The 19,256-nt window shown below is 73.7% G+C and carries 21 protein-coding genes and 1 tRNA gene; 11 read left to right on the top strand and 11 right to left on the bottom strand.

All coding sequences use genetic code 11. The features are described 5' to 3' along the window. Window positions 1-336: 336 nt before the first annotated feature. Both proP and LG395_RS27650 read left to right on the top strand, forming a co-directional pair. Window positions 337-1,728, top strand: a complete 1,392-nt coding sequence (gene proP / locus LG395_RS27655; protein ID WP_225811584.1) for a glycine betaine/L-proline transporter ProP — start codon at window positions 337-339, stop codon at window positions 1,726-1,728. A gap of 98 nt (window positions 1,729-1,826) precedes the next feature. Next, complete coding sequence (locus LG395_RS27650) at window positions 1,827-2,498, top strand: O-methyltransferase (RefSeq protein ID WP_171156763.1); 672 nt, start codon at window positions 1,827-1,829, stop codon at window positions 2,496-2,498. A 27-nt stretch (window positions 2,499-2,525) separates the two neighbouring features. Here LG395_RS27650 and LG395_RS27645 read toward each other — a convergent pair whose 3' ends face one another. Then, the gene (locus LG395_RS27645) at window positions 2,526-2,918 is read right to left on the bottom strand and encodes an FHA domain-containing protein (protein WP_171156761.1); all 393 of its coding nucleotides are present in this window, start codon (window positions 2,916-2,918) and stop codon (window positions 2,526-2,528) included. A gap of 111 nt (window positions 2,919-3,029) precedes the next feature. On the opposite strand from LG395_RS27645, the gene LG395_RS27640 reads away from it, so the two are divergent. Continuing rightward, the gene (locus LG395_RS27640) at window positions 3,030-3,470 is read left to right on the top strand and encodes a DnaJ family domain-containing protein (protein WP_171156760.1); all 441 of its coding nucleotides are present in this window, start codon (window positions 3,030-3,032) and stop codon (window positions 3,468-3,470) included. Here the strand turns inward: LG395_RS27640 and LG395_RS27635 are convergent. Both LG395_RS27635 and LG395_RS27630 read right to left on the bottom strand, forming a co-directional pair. Continuing rightward, the gene (locus LG395_RS27635) at window positions 3,459-4,343 is read right to left on the bottom strand and encodes a chromosomal replication initiator protein DnaA (protein ID WP_225811583.1); all 885 of its coding nucleotides are present in this window, start codon (window positions 4,341-4,343) and stop codon (window positions 3,459-3,461) included. The two genes, LG395_RS27640 and LG395_RS27635, sit on opposite strands and share 12 nt — an antisense overlap. A gap of 4 nt (window positions 4,344-4,347) precedes the next feature. Further along, on the bottom strand, window positions 4,348-5,019 hold the full coding sequence (locus LG395_RS27630) for a hypothetical protein (protein ID WP_171156758.1): 672 nt from the start codon (window positions 5,017-5,019) through the stop codon (window positions 4,348-4,350). Window positions 5,020-5,158: 139 nt separating this feature from the next. Between LG395_RS27630 and LG395_RS27625 the strand changes: the two genes are divergently transcribed. After that, complete coding sequence (locus LG395_RS27625) at window positions 5,159-5,677, top strand: GNAT family N-acetyltransferase (protein ID WP_171156756.1); 519 nt, start codon at window positions 5,159-5,161, stop codon at window positions 5,675-5,677. Here LG395_RS27625 and LG395_RS27620 read toward each other — a convergent pair. Next, window positions 5,670-7,709 (bottom strand): MDR family MFS transporter, encoded by a 2,040-nt coding sequence (locus LG395_RS27620; protein WP_225811582.1) that lies wholly within the window; start codon window positions 7,707-7,709, stop codon window positions 5,670-5,672. The two genes, LG395_RS27625 and LG395_RS27620, sit on opposite strands and share 8 nt — an antisense overlap. Before the next feature lie 127 nt (window positions 7,710-7,836). Here LG395_RS27620 and LG395_RS27615 point away from each other — a divergent pair, with 127 nt between their 5' ends. Continuing rightward, window positions 7,837-8,727, top strand: a complete 891-nt coding sequence (locus tag LG395_RS27615; protein ID WP_225811581.1) for a peptidoglycan-binding domain-containing protein — start codon at window positions 7,837-7,839, stop codon at window positions 8,725-8,727. Between the two features lie 201 nt (window positions 8,728-8,928). Here the strand turns inward: LG395_RS27615 and LG395_RS27610 are convergent, their stop codons facing one another. Both LG395_RS27610 and LG395_RS27605 read right to left on the bottom strand, forming a co-directional pair. Beyond that, complete coding sequence (locus tag LG395_RS27610) at window positions 8,929-9,597, bottom strand: HAD family hydrolase (protein ID WP_225811580.1); 669 nt, start codon at window positions 9,595-9,597, stop codon at window positions 8,929-8,931. 218 nt (window positions 9,598-9,815) lie between these two features. After that, window positions 9,816-10,397: a TMEM165/GDT1 family protein gene (locus tag LG395_RS27605; RefSeq protein ID WP_171156749.1), complete on the bottom strand. Its 582-nt coding sequence runs from the start codon at window positions 10,395-10,397 to the stop codon at window positions 9,816-9,818. Between the two features lie 383 nt (window positions 10,398-10,780). Here LG395_RS27605 and LG395_RS27600 point away from each other — a divergent pair, with 383 nt between their 5' ends. Further along, window positions 10,781-11,425 (top strand): HNH endonuclease family protein, encoded by a 645-nt coding sequence (locus tag LG395_RS27600; RefSeq protein ID WP_171156747.1) that lies wholly within the window; start codon window positions 10,781-10,783, stop codon window positions 11,423-11,425. Between the two features lie 31 nt (window positions 11,426-11,456). Here LG395_RS27600 and LG395_RS27595 read toward each other — a convergent pair whose 3' ends face one another. The 3 genes from LG395_RS27595 to LG395_RS27585 all read right to left on the bottom strand — a co-directional run bounded on the left by LG395_RS27595 (window position 11,457) and on the right by LG395_RS27585 (window position 13,438). Next, entirely contained in the window at window positions 11,457-12,068 is a 612-nt protein-coding gene (locus LG395_RS27595; RefSeq protein WP_171160044.1) for a DedA family protein, read from the bottom strand. A 200-nt stretch (window positions 12,069-12,268) separates the two neighbouring features. Further along, a complete protein-coding gene (locus LG395_RS27590) occupies window positions 12,269-12,724 on the bottom strand; it encodes a DoxX family protein (protein WP_171156745.1) in 456 nt (151 codons plus the stop codon). Window positions 12,725-13,207: 483 nt separating this feature from the next. Continuing rightward, window positions 13,208-13,438 carry a DUF2277 domain-containing protein gene (locus LG395_RS27585; RefSeq protein WP_171156743.1) on the bottom strand — a complete coding sequence of 77 codons (231 nt, stop codon included), beginning with the start codon at window positions 13,436-13,438 and terminating at the stop codon, window positions 13,208-13,210. A 101-nt stretch (window positions 13,439-13,539) separates the two neighbouring features. Here LG395_RS27585 and LG395_RS27580 point away from each other — a divergent pair, with 101 nt between their 5' ends. Both LG395_RS27580 and LG395_RS27575 read left to right on the top strand, forming a co-directional pair. Continuing rightward, window positions 13,540-14,439, top strand: coding sequence for a ketopantoate reductase family protein (locus LG395_RS27580; protein ID WP_225811579.1), 900 nt, complete (start codon window positions 13,540-13,542; stop codon window positions 14,437-14,439). A 106-nt stretch (window positions 14,440-14,545) separates the two neighbouring features. Continuing rightward, on the top strand, window positions 14,546-14,887 hold the full coding sequence (locus LG395_RS27575; protein ID WP_225811578.1) for a DUF8825 domain-containing protein: 342 nt from the start codon (window positions 14,546-14,548) through the stop codon (window positions 14,885-14,887). Between the two features lie 46 nt (window positions 14,888-14,933). Here the strand turns inward: LG395_RS27575 and LG395_RS27570 are convergent. After that, a tRNA-Val gene (locus tag LG395_RS27570) sits at window positions 14,934-15,005 on the bottom strand. 225 nt (window positions 15,006-15,230) lie between these two features. Between LG395_RS27570 and LG395_RS27565 the strand changes: the two genes are divergently transcribed. From LG395_RS27565 to LG395_RS27555, 3 genes are all read left to right on the top strand, one after another. Further along, on the top strand, window positions 15,231-15,947 hold the full coding sequence (locus tag LG395_RS27565) for a DUF4097 family beta strand repeat-containing protein (RefSeq protein ID WP_225811577.1): 717 nt from the start codon (window positions 15,231-15,233) through the stop codon (window positions 15,945-15,947). Between the two features lie 74 nt (window positions 15,948-16,021). Beyond that, on the top strand, window positions 16,022-17,416 hold the full coding sequence (locus tag LG395_RS27560) for a coiled-coil domain-containing protein (protein ID WP_225811576.1): 1,395 nt from the start codon (window positions 16,022-16,024) through the stop codon (window positions 17,414-17,416). A gap of 79 nt (window positions 17,417-17,495) precedes the next feature. Beyond that, a complete protein-coding gene (locus tag LG395_RS27555) occupies window positions 17,496-18,128 on the top strand; it encodes a DUF4383 domain-containing protein (protein ID WP_225811575.1) in 633 nt (210 codons plus the stop codon). Here LG395_RS27555 and LG395_RS27550 read toward each other — a convergent pair. Beyond that, a complete protein-coding gene (locus LG395_RS27550) occupies window positions 18,116-19,219 on the bottom strand; it encodes an amidase domain-containing protein (protein ID WP_171156733.1) in 1,104 nt (367 codons plus the stop codon). The genes LG395_RS27555 and LG395_RS27550 overlap by 13 nt on opposite strands. Window positions 19,220-19,256 lie beyond the last annotated feature (37 nt).

Raw genomic sequence — 19,256 nt, 5'->3', positions numbered from 1 at the left:
CTGCGCTCCTTCTGAGCCTCGCAGACCCCCTGGAAAGGGACGCGGGCAACCCCCGATTCACCTGACGTCCGTCTCCTTTTGTCCGAAACACCACGGTCCGGGGAGCCGGTGGTTGCACGCCGGGGACGCGATATGGATCACAGTGGGCCGCCGGCATGGCCGCACGTCAGGGGGAAGACGTACCTGCGTATACGCCCTTTAGCTGCACTGTGCATCGACCCGCGTGCAGGACGTAAGGGGCGGAAGTGTGCCTATGGTCGATTTTCGGCCCGCCGTACGTCATCGTCGCCGTCCGGGCCGGTCCCTGTCCCCGTCGAAAGGTAGGCGAGCCCCGTTTTGGCGACCGCTACCACCGCCTCAGCCGTCACCCCGCCCCTCAAGTCGCGACGGGCCGCGCGGGCCCGCACCGGCCGCGACGTCACCGTCACCGATCCCGCGCTCGTCAAGCGCGCCGTGAAGGCGGCGGCGCTCGGCAACGCGATGGAGTGGTTCGACTTCGGTGTCTACAGCTACATCGCCGTCACCCTGGGCAAGGTCTTCTTCCCGTCCGGCAACCCGACCGCGCAGCTCCTGTCGACGTTCGGCGCCTTCGCGGCGGCCTTCCTCGTCCGTCCGCTCGGCGGCATGGTCTTCGGCCCGCTGGGCGACCGCGTGGGCCGGCAGAAGGTCCTCGCGGTCACGATGATCATGATGGCGGCGGGTACGTTCGCGATCGGCCTGATCCCCTCGTACGCGACGATCGGCGTGGGAGCGCCGCTGCTGCTGCTCGCGGCCCGTCTGGTGCAGGGGTTCTCCACCGGCGGTGAGTACGCGGGCGCGACGACGTTCATCGCCGAGTACGCGCCGGACAAGAAGCGCGGCTTCCTCGGCAGCTGGCTGGAGTTCGGCACGCTCGCCGGCTACATCGGCGGCGCGGGTCTGGTCACCCTCATGACCGCGCTGCTGTCCTCGGACGACCTCACCTCGTGGGGCTGGCGCATCCCGTTCCTGATCGCGGGCCCGATGGGCATCATCGGCCTGTACCTGCGGATGCGGCTGGAGGAGACCCCGGCGTTCGCCGCGGAGGTCGAGAAGGCGGAGGCGGCCCGGCCGAAGGTGCCGCTGCGCGAGATGGTCACCGGCCAGTGGAAGTCCCTGCTGCTGTGCATGGGCCTGGTCCTGGTCTTCAACGTCACCGACTACATGCTGCTGTCGTACATGCCGAGCTACCTCACCAGCGAGCTGAAGTACGACGAGACGCACGGGCTGCTGGTCGTGCTCGGCGTGATGGCCCTGATGATGATCGTCCAGCCGTTCGCGGGCGCGCTGACCGACCGGGTCGGCCGCCGGCCGGTGATCGCGGCGGGCTGTGCGGGCTTCCTGTTCCTGTCCGTCCCGGCTCTGCTGCTGATCCGCGAAGGCAGCCTGCTGGCCGTGGGGCTGGGCATGGGCGCGCTGGGTCTGCTCCTGGTGTGCTTCACGGCGGCCATGCCGGCCGCGCTGCCCGCCCTGTTCCCGACGCGCGTGCGCTACGGGTCCCTGTCGATCGGTTTCAACGTGTCCGTGTCGCTGTTCGGCGGTACGACCCCGCTGGTCGTGACCGCGCTGATCGGGGCGACCGGGAACATGATGATGCCCGCCTACTACATGATGGCCGCGGCTGTCGTGGGCGGTGTCGCCGTGTGGCGGATGTCGGAGTCGGCGGGGCGTCCGCTGCCGGGTTCCGCGCCGTCCGTGGAAGGCCGCTGAGGGGCGTCCCCGGCGCGTTGCCCCGCGCGCAGTCGTACCCATCGGCGTCCTCGGCTGCGATCATCGAGGCAGGACACTCGGGAAAGGCAGCTGGGGCTATGAGCGGGTCGCAGGTCTGGGACGACGTCGACGACTACTTCATCAACACGCTCTCACCGGACGACGAGGTGCTGCGCGCGGCCCTGCGCGACAGCGATGCCGCAGGGCTGCCCGCCATCGCCGTCACGGCGGCGCAGGGCAAGTTCCTCCAGCTGCTCGCCGGGCTCCAGGGGGCCCGGCACATCCTGGAGATCGGCACGCTCGCCGGGTACAGCACGATCTGGCTGGCCCGGGCGCTGCCCGAGGACGGCAGGCTGATCTCGCTGGAGTACAGCGCCAAGCACGCGGAGGTGGCCGTCCGGAACATCGCCCGGGCGGGCCTGGACCGGATCACGGAGGTGCGGGTGGGCCCGGCCCTGGAGTCGCTGCCCAAGCTCGCCGACGAGAACCCGGCCCCCTTCGACCTGGTCTTCATCGACGCGGACAAGGTCAACAACCCGCACTACGTGGAGTGGGCGCTGCGGCTCACCCGCGCGGGCAGCCTGATCGTCCTGGACAACGTGGTGCGCGGCGGCCGGGTGGCCGACGCGGGCAGCACCGAGCCGGACGTGGTCGGCACCCGTGCCGCGCTGGAGCTGATCGCCGGCCACCCCCGGCTGACCGGTACGGCGATCCAGACGGTCGGCAGCAAGGGGTACGACGGGTTCGCCCTGGCCCGGGTGCTCGGCTGAGGCGGCTGCGCCCGGGGACGCGTGGGCTCACGGTTCGTGGTAGAAGCCGACGTTGACGCTGCGCGGCGCGGTGCGGTCCTGGATGACGATCTCTCCGGACCCGCCGTGCGGCAGCGGGACGGTCGTGCCGTAGCCGAGGGGCTGCGCGTACTCCCCGACGAGGAGCCGGACCTCGGAGGCCGGGTCGGGCTGGGAACCGCGCAGCCAGGTCAGCTGCCAGGCGCCGTCCGGGCCGCACAGGAACTCCAGGTGAACGCGGGAGACGAACAGCCAGTCGTCGGGGGTGACCAGCCGGCACGCCGCGCCGTCCCGGCCGATCCGCAGCACGGCGCCGGGCTCGCTGGGCGCCTCGGCCATCGTCATGCCGGCGGTGGCGCCCGCGTCCGCCCCGGAGACGGTGGCCATGGTGAGTTCGAGCACGAGGTTCCCCCTGCATACGTCCTGTGCGCCGGCTGGGTCGCGGTGGGCGGGTGCCGTACCGCCGCCGCATGATAAAACGCCCGGCGGGGTCGCGTCCGGCACAATGGGTTCATGACCGAGCGAAAGCCACCGGGGGTCCCGTTCGAGTCCTGGGTGGACAAGCAGATCCGCGACGCGCAGGGGCGCGGGGAGTTCGACCGGTTGCCGGGAGCGGGGGCGCCGCTGCCCACGGAGGTCGACTCCACCTACGACGAACTGTGGTGGGTGAAGCGGAAGCTGGTCCGGGAGGGGCTGGCGGTGCTGCCGCCCGCGCTGGCACTGCGCAAGGAGGCGGAGGACGCGCTGGAGGCGGCGTACGCGGCGCCCTCGGAGCGGATCGCCCGGAAGATCATCGAGGACGTCAACGTCCGGATCAAGGACATGATGTTCAAGCCGCCGCCCGGTCCGCCGCTGGGCAGGAAGCCGTACGACGTCGAGGCGGTCGTACGCGAATGGCGGCAGCGCAGGGCTGCCGCCAGGGGTGACGGGGGCGCGGCGGGCTCAGCCGTGTAGCAGCCGCCCGGCCAGTTCCCGGTAGTCGCGCAGGGCGAGCCGCAATTGCTCGGTGTCGGTCTCGACGGCCGGTCCGCGTTCCTCCCTGCCCTCCCAGGACATCCGCAGGGTGCGACGGCGGCGCGTGACGGCCTCGGTGAACCGCGCGGCGATCTCCTCCAGCGTCCGGTCGGCCTGTTCGACGGCCTGCCGGGGCTCGTCGACGAACCCGGCGAGCACCTCGCGCAGCCGCCGCTCCCACTGCTCCGTCTCCTCGTGCGGCAGCAGCGGGGCGCCGGCGCCGGTGGCGCTGCCACCGGGTGCGGCCGTGCCGCCCGGCGCCGTCGGCCAGGTGTCCGCCGCGCGCGCCTCGGTCATCCGGGACTCGCGCCCGCTGACCTCACCGGTGGACGGGGCCCCGAGCCCGTTGTCCGGCATCACGCCTTCCTCCTCCCCGGCCCGCTCCGGGCCACCGGTCCGCCTGTCCCCCGCGCCGTACGTCTGCGCCGCCCGCCCCTGCGTACCGGGGGTCTCCGGGCCGAAGTCCTCCGTGCCGGGCCGCAGCCCCTCGGAGCCGTGGCGGGGGTCGTACTCACGGGATGCGGCGTCCGCGGCCTCCGGCGGTGTGTCCCGCGGGGTCCGGTCGTCCCCGGTCAGCCCTTCCCGGCCGGTGCCCTCCGCGCCCCGGCCGCCTCCGCTCCGGTCCGCTCCCGGTTCGCCGGGCAGGCGTTCCTCCGGGAGGGGCCTTCTCGGGGTCCTGCGGCCCGCCGCCGCGTCGCCCGGTGCCCACGCGTCCCTCTGTTCCGACTCCTGCTCCGGCGTCCACTCGTCCCCGCGCGTGAGGCGCTGCGGGCGGTGCCGGTCACCGCCGGAGCCGCTGGTCCTGTCCGTCATGGCGTCAGCTCTCCTTCGGTCGGCTCCGGTGCAGGGCCCACGGCGTGTGGGAACGGGCGTGGGAGTGGGTCGCGGCGGGCGGCGTCGCGCGGCCCGTGCCGGCGGGGGCGCGGTGCCGCCCGGACTCGGCGCTGGTCAGGTCCTCGAAGAGGGCCCGCGCGCCGAGCAGCGCCGACCGCAGCTCTTCGGTTCCCGCGCCGGTGCCGTCCGCCGCGGCGCCGGTGGCCGCGCGGTGCACCTGCCGGTAGCCGTCGACGTGGTCGGCGTGGTGCACGGACAGGGCGGCGAGCTGCTCCTCGTACCGTCCGCCGTCGGGGTAGCCGCGCGCGGCGGCGAGTTCTGCGATGAGGAGGTCGGCCTCGGCCACCGCCTGCCGGGGCGAGTCGACGAAGTGTTCCTGCACGGCCGTCCAGCGGTCCGCGTAACGCTGCCGCTCGGCGCCGTCCAGCGGGCGCTCCCGAAGATCACCGTGGCGTTCGAGGCGTTCGGTCAGCTCTCGTTCGGCGGCCTCGGTGTCCCCGTCGTGCAGGGCCACGGTCCGCTCGTACTCGGGCCCGAAGCGCCGCTTCAGGTTCGGGCCGCCGTGCCGGGTACGGCCCCGCACGGTCAGCGCGACGGCGCCGAGGACCACGACCGCCGCGATCACGATCAACAGAATGATCAGGCCTGTGGACATGGTTGCCTTCCGGTCGGACCGGCCCCGCTGGCCGGTTCTCCCTTCGGGTGACCCGGAAGTTCGCCCACAAACGGTTCCCCGTCCCGCGTGCGGCCCGCCGTCTTATCCGGTTGCGGCGGGGACGGGGCGGCTCCCGACAATGGCCGGCATGACGTGGACGATCGCTCCGGAACCGTACGGCTCCCCGGCCGCCGCCGCGCTGTGGCGGGCGTACTACACGGAGGTCAGTGACCGCTGGTACCTGCTGCACGAGGGGCGCCGCACCGATCCGGAGGAGCTGGAGCGTGCGGTAGCCGCGCGCAGCGGTGCCGAACTCGCGCCCCCGCGCGGGCAGTTGCTCGTCGGGCGGTACGACGGCACGCCGGCCGGGTCGGCGGGCGTGCGGCTGCTGGACCCGGACACGGCCGAGCTGACCCGGGTGTTCGTGCTGCCGGAGCTGCGCGGCCGGGGCGGGGCACCGCTGCTCGTGGCCGCCGCCGAGGAGGCCGCCGGTGCCCTCGGCGCCCGGCGGATCGTCCTCGACACGCGCGGCGACCTGGTCGAGGCCCGCGCCCTGTACGCCCGCCTCGGCTACACCGAGACCGCCCCGCACAACACCGACCGGTACGCCGAGCACTGGTTCCGCAAGGAGCTGCCGCCGGCGCGGGCCGTCAGCTGATCTTCGTCACCGTGCCGTTGTGCGGGCGTTCGCGTTCGGCGCCGCACAGTTCGCCGGTCAGCTCGCGGACCAGCCGGCTGAGGTCGGTCGAGCGGCCGGGCTGCCACCAGTCGCCGAGCAGTTCGGCCAGGGACTCCTCGCGGGCCGCGGCGAGCCGCTCGGCGACCTCCCGGCCGGCGTCGGTCAGGGCCAGGTCCAGGCCCCCGCGCTCGCCGAGCCGCCGTTCCTCCACCTGGCGGGCGGCGGCCATGACGGCCTGGAGCGGGACCGGGCTGCGCTCGGCGAGCACCGCCGGCTCCACGGAGCCGTAGCGGCGCATGCGCAGCAGCAGCCAGCTGGCGGCGGGCAGCAGGTCGTACCCGGCCCGTTCGGTGATCTCCCGGTAGATCTCGCGGCGGCCCTCCCGGGTGCCGAGCACGGACAGGGCGCGGCACACCTCGTCGTAGGAGGAGCGCTGGACCGGGTTGGGCGGGATGGTCTCGGAGACGTCGGGCGCGGTGACCGAGCCGCGCAGCCGGTCCTCCTTCAGCAGCCAGGCGAGCAGGAAGCCGAGGAGGGCGACGGGCGCGGCGTAGAGGAAGACGTCGGTGATGGCGGAGGCGTACGCGTGCAGGGCGGCGGGGCGCAGCGCGGGCGGCAGGGCGGCGATGCCCCGGGGGTCGGCCTTCAGCGCGTCGGGGGTGGCGCCGGGCGGCAGGTGTACGCCACGGAAGGCGCCGGTGAGCTTGTCGCCGAGGCGGCTCGCGAAGACCGTGCCGAAGATGGCCACGCCGAAGGAGGCGCCGATGGAGCGGAAGAAGGTGGCGCCGGACGTGGCGACGCCGAGGTCCTCGTAGGAGACGGCGTTCTGCACGATGAGCACCAGGACCTGCATGACGAGGCCGAGGCCGACGCCGAAGACGAAGAAGCAGACGCTCATCACGGCGGTCGGGCTGTGCTCGTCGAGCCGGTGCAGGAGCAGCAGGCCGAGGGTGGTGACGCCGGTGCCGGCGACCGGGAACACCTTCCAGCGGCCGGTGCGGCTGACGATCTGCCCGGACAGGGTGGACGACAGCAGCAGGCCGAAGACCATCGGCAGCATGTGGACGCCGGACAGGGTCGGGGAGATGCCGTGGACGACCTGGAGGAAGGTCGGCAGATAGGTCAGCGCGCCGAACATGGCGAAGCCGACGATGAAGCTGATGACGGCGGCCAGGGTGAAGGTGCGGATGCGGAACAGCTTCAGCGGCAGGACCGGTTCGGCGGCCCGGCGCTCGACGGCGACGAACGCCACGGCGAGGACGACGCCCAGCACCGCGAGCCCGATGACCGGCGCCGAGTCCCAGGGCCAGGTGGAGCCGCCGAGGGAGGCGACCAGCACCAGGCATGTGGCGACGGCGGCGATCAGGAAGGTCCCCAGGTAGTCGATGACGTGGCGGGCGGTGCGGCGCGGGATGCGCAGGGCGGCGGCGATGACCGCGAGCGCTGTCACGCCGACGGGCAGGTTGACGTAGAACACCCAGCGCCAGCTGAGGTGTTGGGTGAACAGCCCGCCGAGCAGCGGCCCGAGCACACTGGTCGTGCCGAAGACGGCGCCGAACAGACCCTGGTAGCGCCCGCGTTCGCGGGGCGGCACGAGATCGCCGACGATCGCCATGGACAGCACCAGCAGCCCGCCGCCGCCCAGGCCCTGCAGCGCCCGGAAGGCGATGAGCTGGGGCATGTCCCGCGCCAGGCCGCACAGCGCCGACCCGATCAGGAAGATCACGATGGCCGTCTGGAACAGTCGCTTGCGGCCGTACTGGTCGCCGAGCTTGCCCCACAGCGGGGTGGCGGCGGTCGACGCCAGCAGATAGGCGGTGACGACCCAGGAGAGGTGCTCCAGGCCGCCGAGGTCGCTCACGATCGTCGGCAGCGCGGTCGACACGATGGTCTGGTCGAGCGCGGCGAGCAGCAGCCCGAGCAGCAGCGCGCCCATCGGCACCAGCACGCTGCCCGGGACGTGTTCGCCGCTGCTCACGCCCTTCGCCGTGCCGTGCGTCTCCAGGACCATGGGACCTCCCGGGGGTCGGTGCGTCTCCTCCATGGTGATCGGTGTCACCACTTATGGCCCGCCGAGTGCTGCGGCTGCGGAGAAAATCCGCATAATCTCTGGAGTTCCCGAGGGGAGGGGCACACGCGTGACGGGAGAGCGGGGCACCACGTGCCCGCGGTGCGGGACGCCGAGGGGGCCGGACAACACGCCGTCGTGCGACTGCACGGCCCGCGCGGCCGAGGCCCTGCGCGAGACCCGCACGGCGGAGGCCGCGGCGGCGGAGGACTTCGACCCGCTGCGGATACGGCCGTACGTGGAGATGCGGCCGGCCCAGGACGAGCCACCGCCCGCACCAGCCGCCGGGACCGCGCCGCCGCCCCTGCGGACGCCCGCGCCGCCCGGTCCGGCGGCGGAGCCGGACGCGGCCGGGACCGGGCCCGGACGGCCCCGGCGCCGCCCGCGCCGCACGGTGCTGCTGGCCGCCGGGGGCGCGGGGGCGGCCGTCGTCGCGGTCGCCGGTTTCGCGCTGTTCTCGTACCAGGCACCGGCCCGGGGCAGGGTGGCTCAGGAGGTCAGGGCGAGCATCCCGGAGGCGACGACGCGGGCACCGTCCTCGGCGGCGGCCCCGGCACCCCCGGTGACACCCCGCCCACCCCTGCCCTCCCCCTCGGCGACGGCCGACCCGAGCCCGTCGCGGGGCTCCGCCTCGCCCTCCGCGTCCGCGACACCCTCCGCGAGCGCCTCCAGCGCCGCCGCCTCGCCGACCCCGTCCCCGACGCCTTCGGGCACTCCGCGCACCACGCCCACCGCGGCACCGGTCCTGCGCCGCGGTGACACGGGCCCGGAGGTCACCGAGCTCCAGCAGCGCCTGCGCCGGCTGAACCTCTACGGGGACCAGATCAACGGCACCTTCACCCGCGCGGTCGAGGACGCGGTGCGCAACTACCAGCTGGCCCGGGGCATCACGGACGACACCCTGGGCACGTACGGCCCGGCGACCCGCAGAAGCCTGGAGTCGGAAACGACGCAGCCGTAGCGCCGCCGACGGGGTGCGTGGCCGCTCGGAGGGACGGAGACGGCCCGGCCACGGGGCCCCGACGGAGGACGGGGCGCCCCGGCGGACGTGGCCCGGCCGCAGCGCCCCGAGCGGGTGAGGGAGCGCCCCGAAGGAGCCCGGGCGGACTCGGCGTGCGGCTCCGTCGCGCGGCCCCGCGCGTCCGGGGCCGGCAGCCGGCCGTCAGCCGATGTGCAGTCGGACGCCCCCGCCGGCCACCGCCTCGACCCGCACCTGGGTGAGGTCCCGCACCGCGACGTCCGGCTCGTGGAACACCGCGCGCGGCCCGACCCCGACGACCCGCATCCCCGCGGAGCGCCCCGCCGCGATCCCCGCCCCGGAGTCCTCGAAGACGACGCAGTCGGCCGGGTCGACGCCCAGTTCGGCGGCGCCCTTCAGGAAGCCCTCGGGGTCCGGCTTGCTCGCGCCGACCGACTCCGCGGTGACGCGCACGGCCGGCAGGGGCAGCCCGGCGGCGTTCATGCGGGCGGTGGACAGGGCGACGTCGGCGGAGGTCACCAGGGCGTGCGGCAGCCCCTCCAGCGCGGAGAGGAAGGCACGCGCGCCGGGGATCTCGATCACACCGTCGGTGTCGGCGGTCTCCTCGGCGAGCATGCGGGCGTTGTCGGCGAGGTTCTGCTCGACCGGCCGGCCGGGGAGGAGGACGGCCATGGAGGCGTGGCCCTGCCTGCCGTGCACGACCTTCATCACCTCGTCGCCGTCCAGGCCGTGCCGCTCGGCCCAGCGCCGCCAGATGCGCTCGACCACGGCGTCCGAGTTGACGAGGGTGCCGTCCATGTCGAGCAGGAGGGCGCGGGCGGTGAGGACGGCGGGCGTGGCGGTGGCCGGCATCGGCAGCTCCAGAGGACAGGACCCCGGGTCGGGCGGGACGTCGGGTGGGACGTCGGACGGGACAAGGCGGCCCCGCCCGCCGGTCAGGGTGAACGGGCGGGAGCCACTTTGTTTCTCTACGGTACAAAACCCGTCCGCATCCCGCCACCGCCCCCGCGAGCATTCACCCGTTGTTCAGCCCGGTCCCACCGCACAGCCCCGGCGCGGAGCCCTGCCGGTCAGCCGCTGACGGCCTCCCACAGGCTCCACACGCCGAGCGCCAGCATCAGCAGCGCCGCGATCTGCGTGATCAGCCGCAGCGGCACCCGCTTCATCAGCGCCTTCCCGCCGACGATGCCGAGCCCGGCGACGGCCCACAGGCCCAGCACCGCGCCGAGGCCGACGGAAATCGGGTCGTCGTAGCGGGCGGCCAGGTTGGCGGTCATGATCTGGGTCAGATCACCGAACTCGGCGACCAGGATGAGCGTGAAGCCGGTCCCCGCCACCTTCCAGAAGGACTGGTCGGCGGGCTTCCTGACCTCTTCCTCCTCCTCGCCCTTCTTCAGCAGGAGCATCGCGGCTCCGCCGAGGAAGAGGACGCCGGTGACGGCGTGCACGATCTGCTGCGGCAGCAGGGTCAGCACGCTGCCGGCCGCGACGGCGAGCACGACGTGCAGCAGGAAGGCGGCGGCGACGCCCGCGAAGACGTACGAGGCGCGGTAGCGGGTGCCGAGGACGAGACCGGCGAGGGCGGTCTTGTCCGGCAGTTCGGCGAGGAAGATGACGCCGAAGACGAGCGCCGTCACGGTGATGCTGATCAAGGTTCCTCAATCGGTCGGGCTGCCCCGCCGAGAGTGCGGTACGTCACGCGATGACACCTCGGCACGGCAGCGCACTCGGCGCCCGCGCCGAAGGGGCACGGGCGTGCACTGCTTGCCGAAGGTCTCGCTGGCGGGACCGCTGGAACGCGGTCCGCCTCCGGGCGCCGGCTCAGGCTCGCTGAGCAGTATGTCGACGGTCCGGCGAAGAGCTACTCCCCTTCTGCGCTCCCCATCGTAAGGGATGTGAAAGTTCCGCCGTCAACCTTGTCGTGACATGCGCACGTCACTAGCTTCTTACCGAGCGCTCACCCCCCGGCAACACCGCCCCGCGAGCATTCCCTCGCTCGCGCTCCAACACCGCCACCCCACAAGGGAGTTCACGCATGCCCAGGTTCTACGCGCGTCGACGGACGAGCATACTCGCGGCCCTCACCGGTCTGATCGCCTCCGTCGCCCTGTTCAACTCCCCGAACGCCTCCGCGGCCCTCCCCACCCCGGTCAGCGGCGCCACCGCCCGCAGCTACCTCTCCCAGCTCACCGTGGCCACCGAGAACCGCACCGGCTACAGCCGCGACCTCTTCCCGCACTGGATCACCATCAGCGGCGCCTGCAACACCCGCGAGACGGTCCTCAAGCGGGACGGGTCGAACGTCGTGACCGACTCCTCCTGTGCCGCGACCAGCGGCAGCTGGTACTCCCCGTACGACGGCGCCACCTGGACCGCCGCCTCCGACCTCGACATCGACCACCTCGTGCCGCTGGCGGAGGCGTGGGACTCCGGCGCGAGCAAGTGGACGACCGCGCAGCGGCAGGCGTTCGCGAACGACCTGACCCGGCCCCAGCTGATCGCCGTCACCGACAACGTCAACCAGGCCAAGGGCGACCAGGACCCGGCCACCTGGGTGCCGTCCCGGTCGGCGTACCTGTGCACGTACGTGCGGGCCTGGGTGCAGGTGAAGTACTACTACGACCTGTCGGTGGACTCCGCCGAGAAGAGCGCGCTGACGAACTACCTGTCCGGCTGCTGAGCCCCGCCGCCGCCCGCGCCCCTCGGGGCGCTCAGGAAACCGGGCGGCGGCGCATCAGGAAGGCCGCCGCCGCGCCCGCGCCGAACAGGGCCGCCACCGAGACGCCCGTGGCCAGCCAGGTCGCGCCCAGCCACTGGGCGCCGTAGTAGCCGAGGGCCACGCTGTAGGCGGCCCAGGACAGGCCCGCCAGGGCGGACCAGGGCAGGAAGTCGCGGACGCGGCGGTGGGCGGCGCCGGCGCAGAAGGAGACGACCGAGCGGCCGGCCGGGGCGAAGCGGGCGAGGACGACCAGCGCGCCGCCGCCCCGGGTCAGGGCGTCACCGAGGCGCTCCTGCGCGGTGGTCAGCCGCCGGGAGCGGGCTATCGCCCGGTCCAGCCGCTCCCCGCCGCGCCAGGCCAGCCGGTACGCCACCAGGTCGCCGAGGACGGAGGCGGTCGCGGCGGACAGGATCAGGGCCAGGATGTCCGGCACCTCGTGCGGGACCTGGCCGGCCGCGCCCGAGCCGGCCGCCGCCGCCGTGCCGGCCGTGATGACGAGCACGCCGCTGGGCAGGACGGGCAGGAACACGTCGAGCAGGACCGACACGGCCACCACGGCATAGATCCACGGCCCGGCCGCCAGCGACCCCACACTCTCGAACACCACGACTCCCGTCACTCCCCCGTAGACAGCCATACAGCGTACGCCGGGGGTGTGACAGGAGGTTCGCGGGGGGCTCACGGGGCGGTCACGGGCGTAAACCGGTCCCGCCGGACAGGGCACCGGTCGGCCGCCGGACAGGGCACCGGTCGCACCGTCGGACGGCGCACCGGCCGGGCCGTCGTGGCACGCCGACCCGGTGGTCAGGCGGCCACCGGGGACCGCTCCGGCGCCCGCTCGCCGTCCTGCGGCGCGCGGCGGACGAGGAGCCGGTCCAGGCCGAAGGCGCCCGAGCCGGTGAAGACGAGCAGGAAGAACGCCCAGCAGAACAGGACCGACAGCTCGCCGCCGTTCTGTATGGGCCACAGGGCGGCCTGCTGGTGGACGTCGAAGTAGGCGTACGCCATCGAGCCGGAGGCGATCAGCGCGGCGGCGCGGGTGCCGAGGCCGAGCAGCACCAGGCCGCCGGCGACCAGCTGGATCACGGCCGCGTACCAGCCGGGCCAGGTGCCGGCCGCGATGGTGCCGCCGTCGCCGCCGGCGGCGCCGCCGAGGACGCCGAACAGGGATGCGGCGCCGTGCGCCGCGAAGAGCAGGCCGAGGACGATGCGGAAGAGCCCGATCACATAGGGCCGAGCGGAATCGAGACGTGCGGACATGGGGAGGTCTCCTCTTCGGTGACGGTCGGGCCGGCCGGGGACGGAGAAGGCCGGTCGTGGGGCGGCGGTACCGAACGGAAGACCCAGGTTAGGGGCACCTAATCAATGCTTGCAAGTTCAACATTCGGCCACGGTGGTGATGTCCCCGCTCACGGCCCGGCGCCGGTCCGGACGCCCGCCGCGGTCACCGGACGCACGTCTCCCGCGAACTTCCCGGAAGTCAACGTGCGTACACCTGCGCCTCTTTGACGTTCCGTCACGCCGTACGGCCGTCCTCGCCACGCCCAGCCCACCTGTCTCATAACCGTCCACGGCGTACGGCCGGCGGCCCTGCGCGATGACGCCTCGACCGGGTTCCGGGGCCGCGCCTCCGTGAGAGTGGTCACACGCGGGCACGCCTGCGGGCGGGTCCGCGCCTGCCCCGGACCCGCCGGCCCCGCTCCCCCACGGCCGCCGGCCGACCGCCGCCGGCCCCGCCGGGGGCTACCCCTCTCGCCGCACCGACTGCCCGCGGACCTCGAGCTCCCCGAGCAGCTCCGCCGTGGCCCGCGCCACCGCTCGCACCGCCTTGTCGAAGGCCTCGCGGTTGTGGGCGGCGGGGGCCCGGAAGCCCGAGATCTTCCGCACGTACTGCAACGCGGCCGCGTGGATGTCCTCGTCCGTGGCCTCACCGGGCAGCACGGGCGGACGCAGCGTCTTGATGCTCCGGCACATGCGCCCAGTCTCGCGCACCCCGCCGTGCCCTGCGATGATCCGCGCGAAGGCGGCCACCGACACCCGGGGCCGACCGTCGGAGGGACGATTCCATGACGTTCATGACGCGACCGCTCACCGTGGCCGTCCTCGGCCCCGGCGGCACCGGCGGACTGCTCGCCGCCCTGCTGTCCCGCTCCGGGCACCGCGTGATCTGCCTGGCCGGCGAGGCCACGGCCGAGGCCCTGCGCCGTACCGGCATCACGGTCCGAAGCCCGCAGTTCGGCGACTTCACGGCCGCCGTCGACGCGGACACCGAGCTGCGCGAGCCGGTGGACGCCTGCCTGATCACCGTGAAGCACACCGCGCTCGGCGCCGCCCTGACCAGGGTTTCGCCCGCCGTCCTCGGCGACGCCCTGGCCGTGCCGCTGCTGAACGGCGTCGAACACCCCGGGGCCCTGCGCGCCCGCTACCGTCCCGACCGGGTCGCCCCGGCCGTGATCCGTGTGGAGTCCACCCGGACCGCCCCGGGCGTGATCGAGCACGGCAGCCCGTTCACGGAGATCGACCTGGCCGGGGACGCCGTACCCCGCACCCGCCTGGAAGCGCTGGCCGCCCACCTCACCGACTGCGGTACGACCGCCCGCGTGGCCGGGGACGAGACGGCGGCCCTGTGGGCCAAGATGGCGTTCCTCGCCCCGTTCGCCCTGCTCACCACCCGGTACGGCGTCCCGCTCGGCGTGGCCCGCGTCCGTCACCGGCAGGAGCTGGAGGCACTGGTCGCGGAGACCGCCGCGGTCAGCCGTGCCTGCGGCGCCCCGGCCGACCCGGAGCGGGCCCTGGCCCGCTACGACACCTTCCCGCCCGCCGCCAGGTCGTCCATGCAGCGAGACGCCGAGGCGGGCCGCCCGCTGGAGCTGGACGCCATCGGCGGGGCGTTGCTGCGCGCGGCCGAGCGGCACGGGGTGCCGGTGCCGATGACGGCCCGCCTGGTCCGGGAGCTGCGGGACGGCGCTCGCTGACCCGGCCCCCCGGCCGTCCCCGCCCCGCCACCCGTTCGGCTGAACCTTCCCCCGGACCCCACGGACGGCCTCGCCCCCGTAAATCGAACAGGCGTAGCATTGCCGCGTGGCTACGACCTATGAATTCCCCAGTGACCTCCTCGCCGGTCAGGAGGAGCTGCATCAGGTCCGGGCCGAGCTGTCGGCCCTGCTCAAGCGGCTGCCCTGGTCGGTCGAGCCGATGGACGGGTTCAGTGACGACACCGGCTGGCGCAAGGTGGAGCGGCCCGCGTCCCCCGGCTGGACGGAGGACGAGCAGGCCGAGGTGGAGAAGCTGCGGCGGCGCGAGCACGAACTCGCGGTCTTCGTCAGCACGCACCGCTTCTGGGCCGAGGTCGCGGCGGCGGACCGCATGGACGCCCGCTCCCGGCTGAAGCACGCCCACGAGAGGACGGCGGAGGAGGAATAGGGCAAGGAAACGGCCCCTCGGCAACTGCTCCGAGGGGCCGGACCGGTGGGCGCGGACGGTTTCGAACCGCCGACATCCTGCTTGTAAGGCAGGCGCTCTACCCCTGAGCTACGCACCCGGGACAGGTCGACAGCCTACATTGCCCGAGCGGCTGCCCTGCAAACCGGACAGCGGGCCGGGGCAAGGGGGTTAACCCCACCCCCGCTCCGGGAGGCCGCCGGATCGCCGGCGCGGGCCCGCGGGCCCTAGCGTCGGCGGAGACCGAAGCAGCACCGGCCCCGGATCCCGCGGCGCCGCGTCAGACCGGTTCGCACCGCGGAGCCGGTTCAAGGGGAGACATCACATGGTCCGTTCGCTCTCGTTCCGCGCCGCCCGGCCGGCCGTGCTCGCCGGCGCGCTCCTCGCGGTGCTCACCGGCTGCGGCGCCTCCGCCGGCGACGACACCCGTCCCGATCACCGGTCCTTCGCGCTGCACGGCCGCACCCTCACCGTCGACTCCGACGACTCGGCGCTGGAGATCGTCGCCGTAGGGGGGCGGAAGGCCGGCACGGTCGAGGTGACCCGCTGGTTCGAGGGGTCCGTGGTCGCCGGCTCCGAACCCGGGGTGCGCTGGTCCATGGACGGCGACCGGCTCGTGCTGCGGGTGCACTGCTCCGGGCTCATCGCCGACTGCTCGGCCCGGCACCGCATCGAGGTGCCGCGCGGGGTCGGCGTCAGGGTCGTGAACGAGGACGGCGCCGTGCGCGTCACCGACACCAGCGGCCCGCTGGACCTGCGCGCCGACGACGGGTCGGTGCGCGCGGTGGTCTCCTCGCGCCGGGTGAAGGCCGCCACCGGCGACGGCTCCGTGGACGTCGAGCTGACCGGTCCGCCGGACCTGGTCGACGTCCGCAGCGACGACGGGCCGGTGACGGTGCGCCTGCCCCGGGGCGCGTACCGGGTGTCGGCGGGGGCCGACGACGGGTCGGTCGCCGTGTCCGTGCCCCGGGACGACAGCAGCCCGCACCGCGTGTCGGCGCACACCCAGGACGGGAAGGTCACGGTGCGCACGGCGAACTGACCGGCCCGTGTGTTCGTCTTCAACGGGTGGGAGAATGACACCACCCAGCGCGAACCACAGCACGGGAGAGGGATGTGACGGCGACACCGGGCACGCCAGCCAGCCAGCCGTACCGGCCGCCGTCCACCGCACGGGCCCGGCGCCGCCCCTCCCCGCTGCGGGACGCCCTCACGCTGCTCGGCCTGCCGGTGCTGGCCGCGCTCGCGCTGCCCGTCGCGTTCGCCGGCGGCGGCACCCGGCGCTGGTTCGGCGGGCGGGCGGAGAGCCACCGGGCCGACGCGCAGGCCGCGAAGGACGCGGCGGCGACCGCGTTCTACGAACTCGACACCGCGCAGCGGGACCTGCGGATCTCGGTGGAGACCATCTCGGCGGTGGACGATTCCCCCGCCGCCCGGCGGGCCGTGTCCGACTTCGAGGCGCTCGGGCTCAGGATCGACGAGGTCAGCCGGCGCTACATCCAGGCCGTGGACGCCCACGACCTGGACCGGGACGACCTGGAGGCCGGCGCGGCGGCGCGGGCGCGGGCCGAGCTGACCGCGGCCAAGGACGAGCTGGACCGGGTCCGGCAGGAGCTGGACCGGTTCGGCGGGTCGCTGGAGCCGCTGCTGGGCAAGGCGGAGACGCAGCTGGCCCGACTGGCGCCCGCCGTGGAGCGGGCCCGGCAGTCGCTGCTGGCGGCGAGCAACGCCCTGGACACCGTACGGGAGCGCGAGCTGCGGGCCGACGAGCTGGCCGCGCGGCTGGCGGCCCTGTCGCCGGAGCTGACCAGGCTGAACCAGGGCGCCGGGCGGCACGGGGTGCAGGCGACGCTGGAGCGGGCCGAGCGGGTGCAGCGGGAGGCCGGGGCGATACGGGCGGAGGCGGAGCGGCTGCCGGAGCGGGCGGCCGAGATCGACCACCGGCTGGTCAGCCTGCGCACCAGGGCCGAGGCGCTGACCACCCGGGCCGGACAGGTGGAGCCGGTGCTGAGCGAGCTGCGCCGCCGCTTCACCGCCGCCTGCTGGCAGGACCTCCAGCACGTGCCGGACCAGGCCGCGGAGAACGTACGGCAGGCCGAGCTGAAGCTCAGGGAGGCACAGGCGGCGCGGGAGGCCCAGCGCTGGGCGGACGCGACCGCGCTGCTGGCGACCGTGCGGGCCCTGCTGAACGCCACCGACGAGGCGGTGTCGGCCGCCGGTGACCGGCTGGGCAGGCTGAACGCGGTGCAGAAGGACCCGCAGGCGGAGATCGAGCGGACCCGGTTCGCGATCCGGGACGCCCAGCGGCTGGCGATGACGGGCCGTTCGACCCCCGATCCGCGGCACGCCCGGCCGCTGGACGACGCGGTGGCCCGGCTGGAGCGGGCGGTCGGCACGCTGGAGGGGCGGCACCCGGACTACTGGCACTTCCTCACCGAGACCGAAGGGGTGCGGCAGACGGTGGCGCGGGTGGTGGCGCAGATCCGCGAGGAGCGCGGCGCCGGGCACTGACGTGCGTGTTGCCGGGTGCTGTGCGGCAGCGGATATTAAGAGGACGGATGGCCTCCGCTAGCGCCCGAGGGAGGCGGACATGGCCACACACGCGGTGCACACGAGGAAGGCCGAGGAGCGACGGCCCCGGCTGGACGACCATCTGCCCGTCGATCACCGGCTCAACCAGGTCTACCGGATCGGTGCCGGCCTCATCGGCGGATTCCTGGTCGCCTTCGGCATTCTCGGCCTGCTCAACCAGATCGGCTTCTTCGACACCGGCGGCAACACGGTCGCCGGGCTCAACTCCAACGGCGCGCTGAGTGTGCTGTCGATCTGCATCGGCGCCGTGCTGCTGGTCGGCATGGTGATCGGCGGGAACTTCGCGTCGACCCTGAACATGGTCCTCGGCGTGCTGTTCCTGCTGAACGGCTTCCTGTTCCTCGGCCTGCTGGACACCACCGGCAACTTCCTGGCGTTCAGGATCCAGAACGTGTTCTTCAGCTTCATCGTGGGCCTGCTGCTGATGACGTTCGGCATGTACGGCCGCGTCGGTCACAACCTGCCGCACGACAACCCGTACTGGCGGGCCCGCCACCCCGACGCCCCTCCGCCGGAACAGCGGGCGCGGCCCGAGCAGCTGACGCCGCGGGAGCGGCGTCCGCAGGACGAGCGGCCGGAGGGGCGGGAGCAGCGGGGCCCGCGGCAGCCGGGACCGGGTCAGGTCCTGTAGGCGTAGAACGCCGCGTTCGGGTACGAGGCGACGAGGCTGGCCACCGACCGGTTGTACGTGTTGGTCGAGTGGTAGCTCACGTAGGGCACGCCGCGGCTGTCCCGGTACGTGACGATCATCGAGTGGTCCTTGGACCCGTCCCGGTTGAAGTCCATCTGCAGCACGTCGCCGATGTCCATCTGGTAGACGTTGGCGAGGCTGGTGGCGCGCTTCGAGGACAGGGCGAACCAGGAGAACTCGTTGACGCCGACGAACGAGTCCGACTGGATGTCGGCGGTGCCGAACCACTTCTTCCAGTCGTACGTGTAGCCGGGCACGTGCTTCCAGCCGCCGGCCTTCAGGACCTGGCTGACGAAGTTGGTGCAGTCGCCGCCGGCGCCCTGCCCGTTGAAGTCCGGGTAGGCCGGGTTGTACTTGTTCCAGTACTTCTGCGCGTACGCGACCATGGCCTTGTAGTCGTAGCCGGTCGCGGAGAAGTTCTTCTGGTTGACCGGTGCGGGCCACGTCGTGGCGGCGCGCGCCGCGGAGGGCGGGCCGTCGTCCGCGGTGGCGGTCTTCACCGAGGTGACGGCGGGCTTGGCGACCTGGTTCACCGCCAGGTAGCCGTCGTCGGTGTCCCGGATGCCGGTGAGCCGCCAGGTGCCCTTGCGGTCGGCCTCGAAGGTCAGCTCGTGGTGGGCCTGGAAGCCGGTCGACTTCGGTCCCTTGACGGTGGCCTTGTCGTAGGTCAGCGACGTGGTCTCGGTGACGGCGACCTTGGCGTGCCGGCCCTTCACCTGGGTCGCGTCGAGCGTCACCTTGGTGCTGCCCGCGCGGTACGTCTCGCCCAGCCGGGCCAGCCGGCCGCGGCGGTCGCGCAGCTCGTCGAGCGCGGACTTCTCCTGGCGGGTCTGCCCGCCGGACAGGCGCACGGAACCGGAGAAGCCGGACGTGTGCCGGGTCTGCGCCTTCCCGGCGCCTTCCACGAGGGCCTGCGTGCGGTCGGTGAAGACCGCGTCGGCCAGCCGCTGGAAGGTCGCCTTGGTCGCCGCGTCCACCGTCGGGTCGTCGGTCACCGCCGCACCCGCGCTCCAGTTGGGCACCAGTGCCACGCCGGCGACCACCGAGGCGGCCGCGGCGGTGACTATG

Source organism: Streptomyces spinosus (assembly GCF_020400655.1).
In the GTDB taxonomy this organism is placed as follows: Bacteria; Actinomycetota; Actinomycetes; order Streptomycetales; family Streptomycetaceae; genus Streptomyces; species Streptomyces argyrophylli.
Note: the sequence above shows the minus strand (reverse complement) of the source record. Positions and strands in the feature narration are given on the sequence as shown.

What these genes read in the sequence shown, in the direction of transcription:
- LG395_RS27610 (WP_225811580.1), bottom strand. Translation starts at nt 9,597, where the DNA reads ATGCCGGCCACCGCCACGCCCGCCGTCCTCACCGCCCGCGCCCTCCTG.
- LG395_RS27630 (WP_171156758.1), bottom strand. Translation starts at nt 5,019, where the DNA reads ATGTCCACAGGCCTGATCATTCTGTTGATCGTGATCGCGGCGGTCGTG.
- LG395_RS27580 (WP_225811579.1), top strand. Translation starts at nt 13,540, where the DNA reads ATGACGCGACCGCTCACCGTGGCCGTCCTCGGCCCCGGCGGCACCGGC.
- LG395_RS27635 (WP_225811583.1), bottom strand. Translation starts at nt 4,343, where the DNA reads ATGACGGACAGGACCAGCGGCTCCGGCGGTGACCGGCACCGCCCGCAG.
- LG395_RS27620 (WP_225811582.1), bottom strand. Translation starts at nt 7,709, where the DNA reads ATGGTCCTGGAGACGCACGGCACGGCGAAGGGCGTGAGCAGCGGCGAA.
- LG395_RS27640 (WP_171156760.1), top strand. Translation starts at nt 3,030, where the DNA reads ATGACCGAGCGAAAGCCACCGGGGGTCCCGTTCGAGTCCTGGGTGGAC.
- LG395_RS27585 (WP_171156743.1), bottom strand. Translation starts at nt 13,438, where the DNA reads ATGTGCCGGAGCATCAAGACGCTGCGTCCGCCCGTGCTGCCCGGTGAG.
- LG395_RS27590 (WP_171156745.1), bottom strand. Translation starts at nt 12,724, where the DNA reads ATGTCCGCACGTCTCGATTCCGCTCGGCCCTATGTGATCGGGCTCTTC.
- LG395_RS27600 (WP_171156747.1), top strand. Translation starts at nt 10,781, where the DNA reads ATGCCCAGGTTCTACGCGCGTCGACGGACGAGCATACTCGCGGCCCTC.
- LG395_RS27565 (WP_225811577.1), top strand. Translation starts at nt 15,231, where the DNA reads ATGGTCCGTTCGCTCTCGTTCCGCGCCGCCCGGCCGGCCGTGCTCGCC.
- LG395_RS27650 (WP_171156763.1), top strand. Translation starts at nt 1,827, where the DNA reads ATGAGCGGGTCGCAGGTCTGGGACGACGTCGACGACTACTTCATCAAC.
- LG395_RS27625 (WP_171156756.1), top strand. Translation starts at nt 5,159, where the DNA reads ATGGCCGGCATGACGTGGACGATCGCTCCGGAACCGTACGGCTCCCCG.
- LG395_RS27555 (WP_225811575.1), top strand. Translation starts at nt 17,496, where the DNA reads ATGGCCACACACGCGGTGCACACGAGGAAGGCCGAGGAGCGACGGCCC.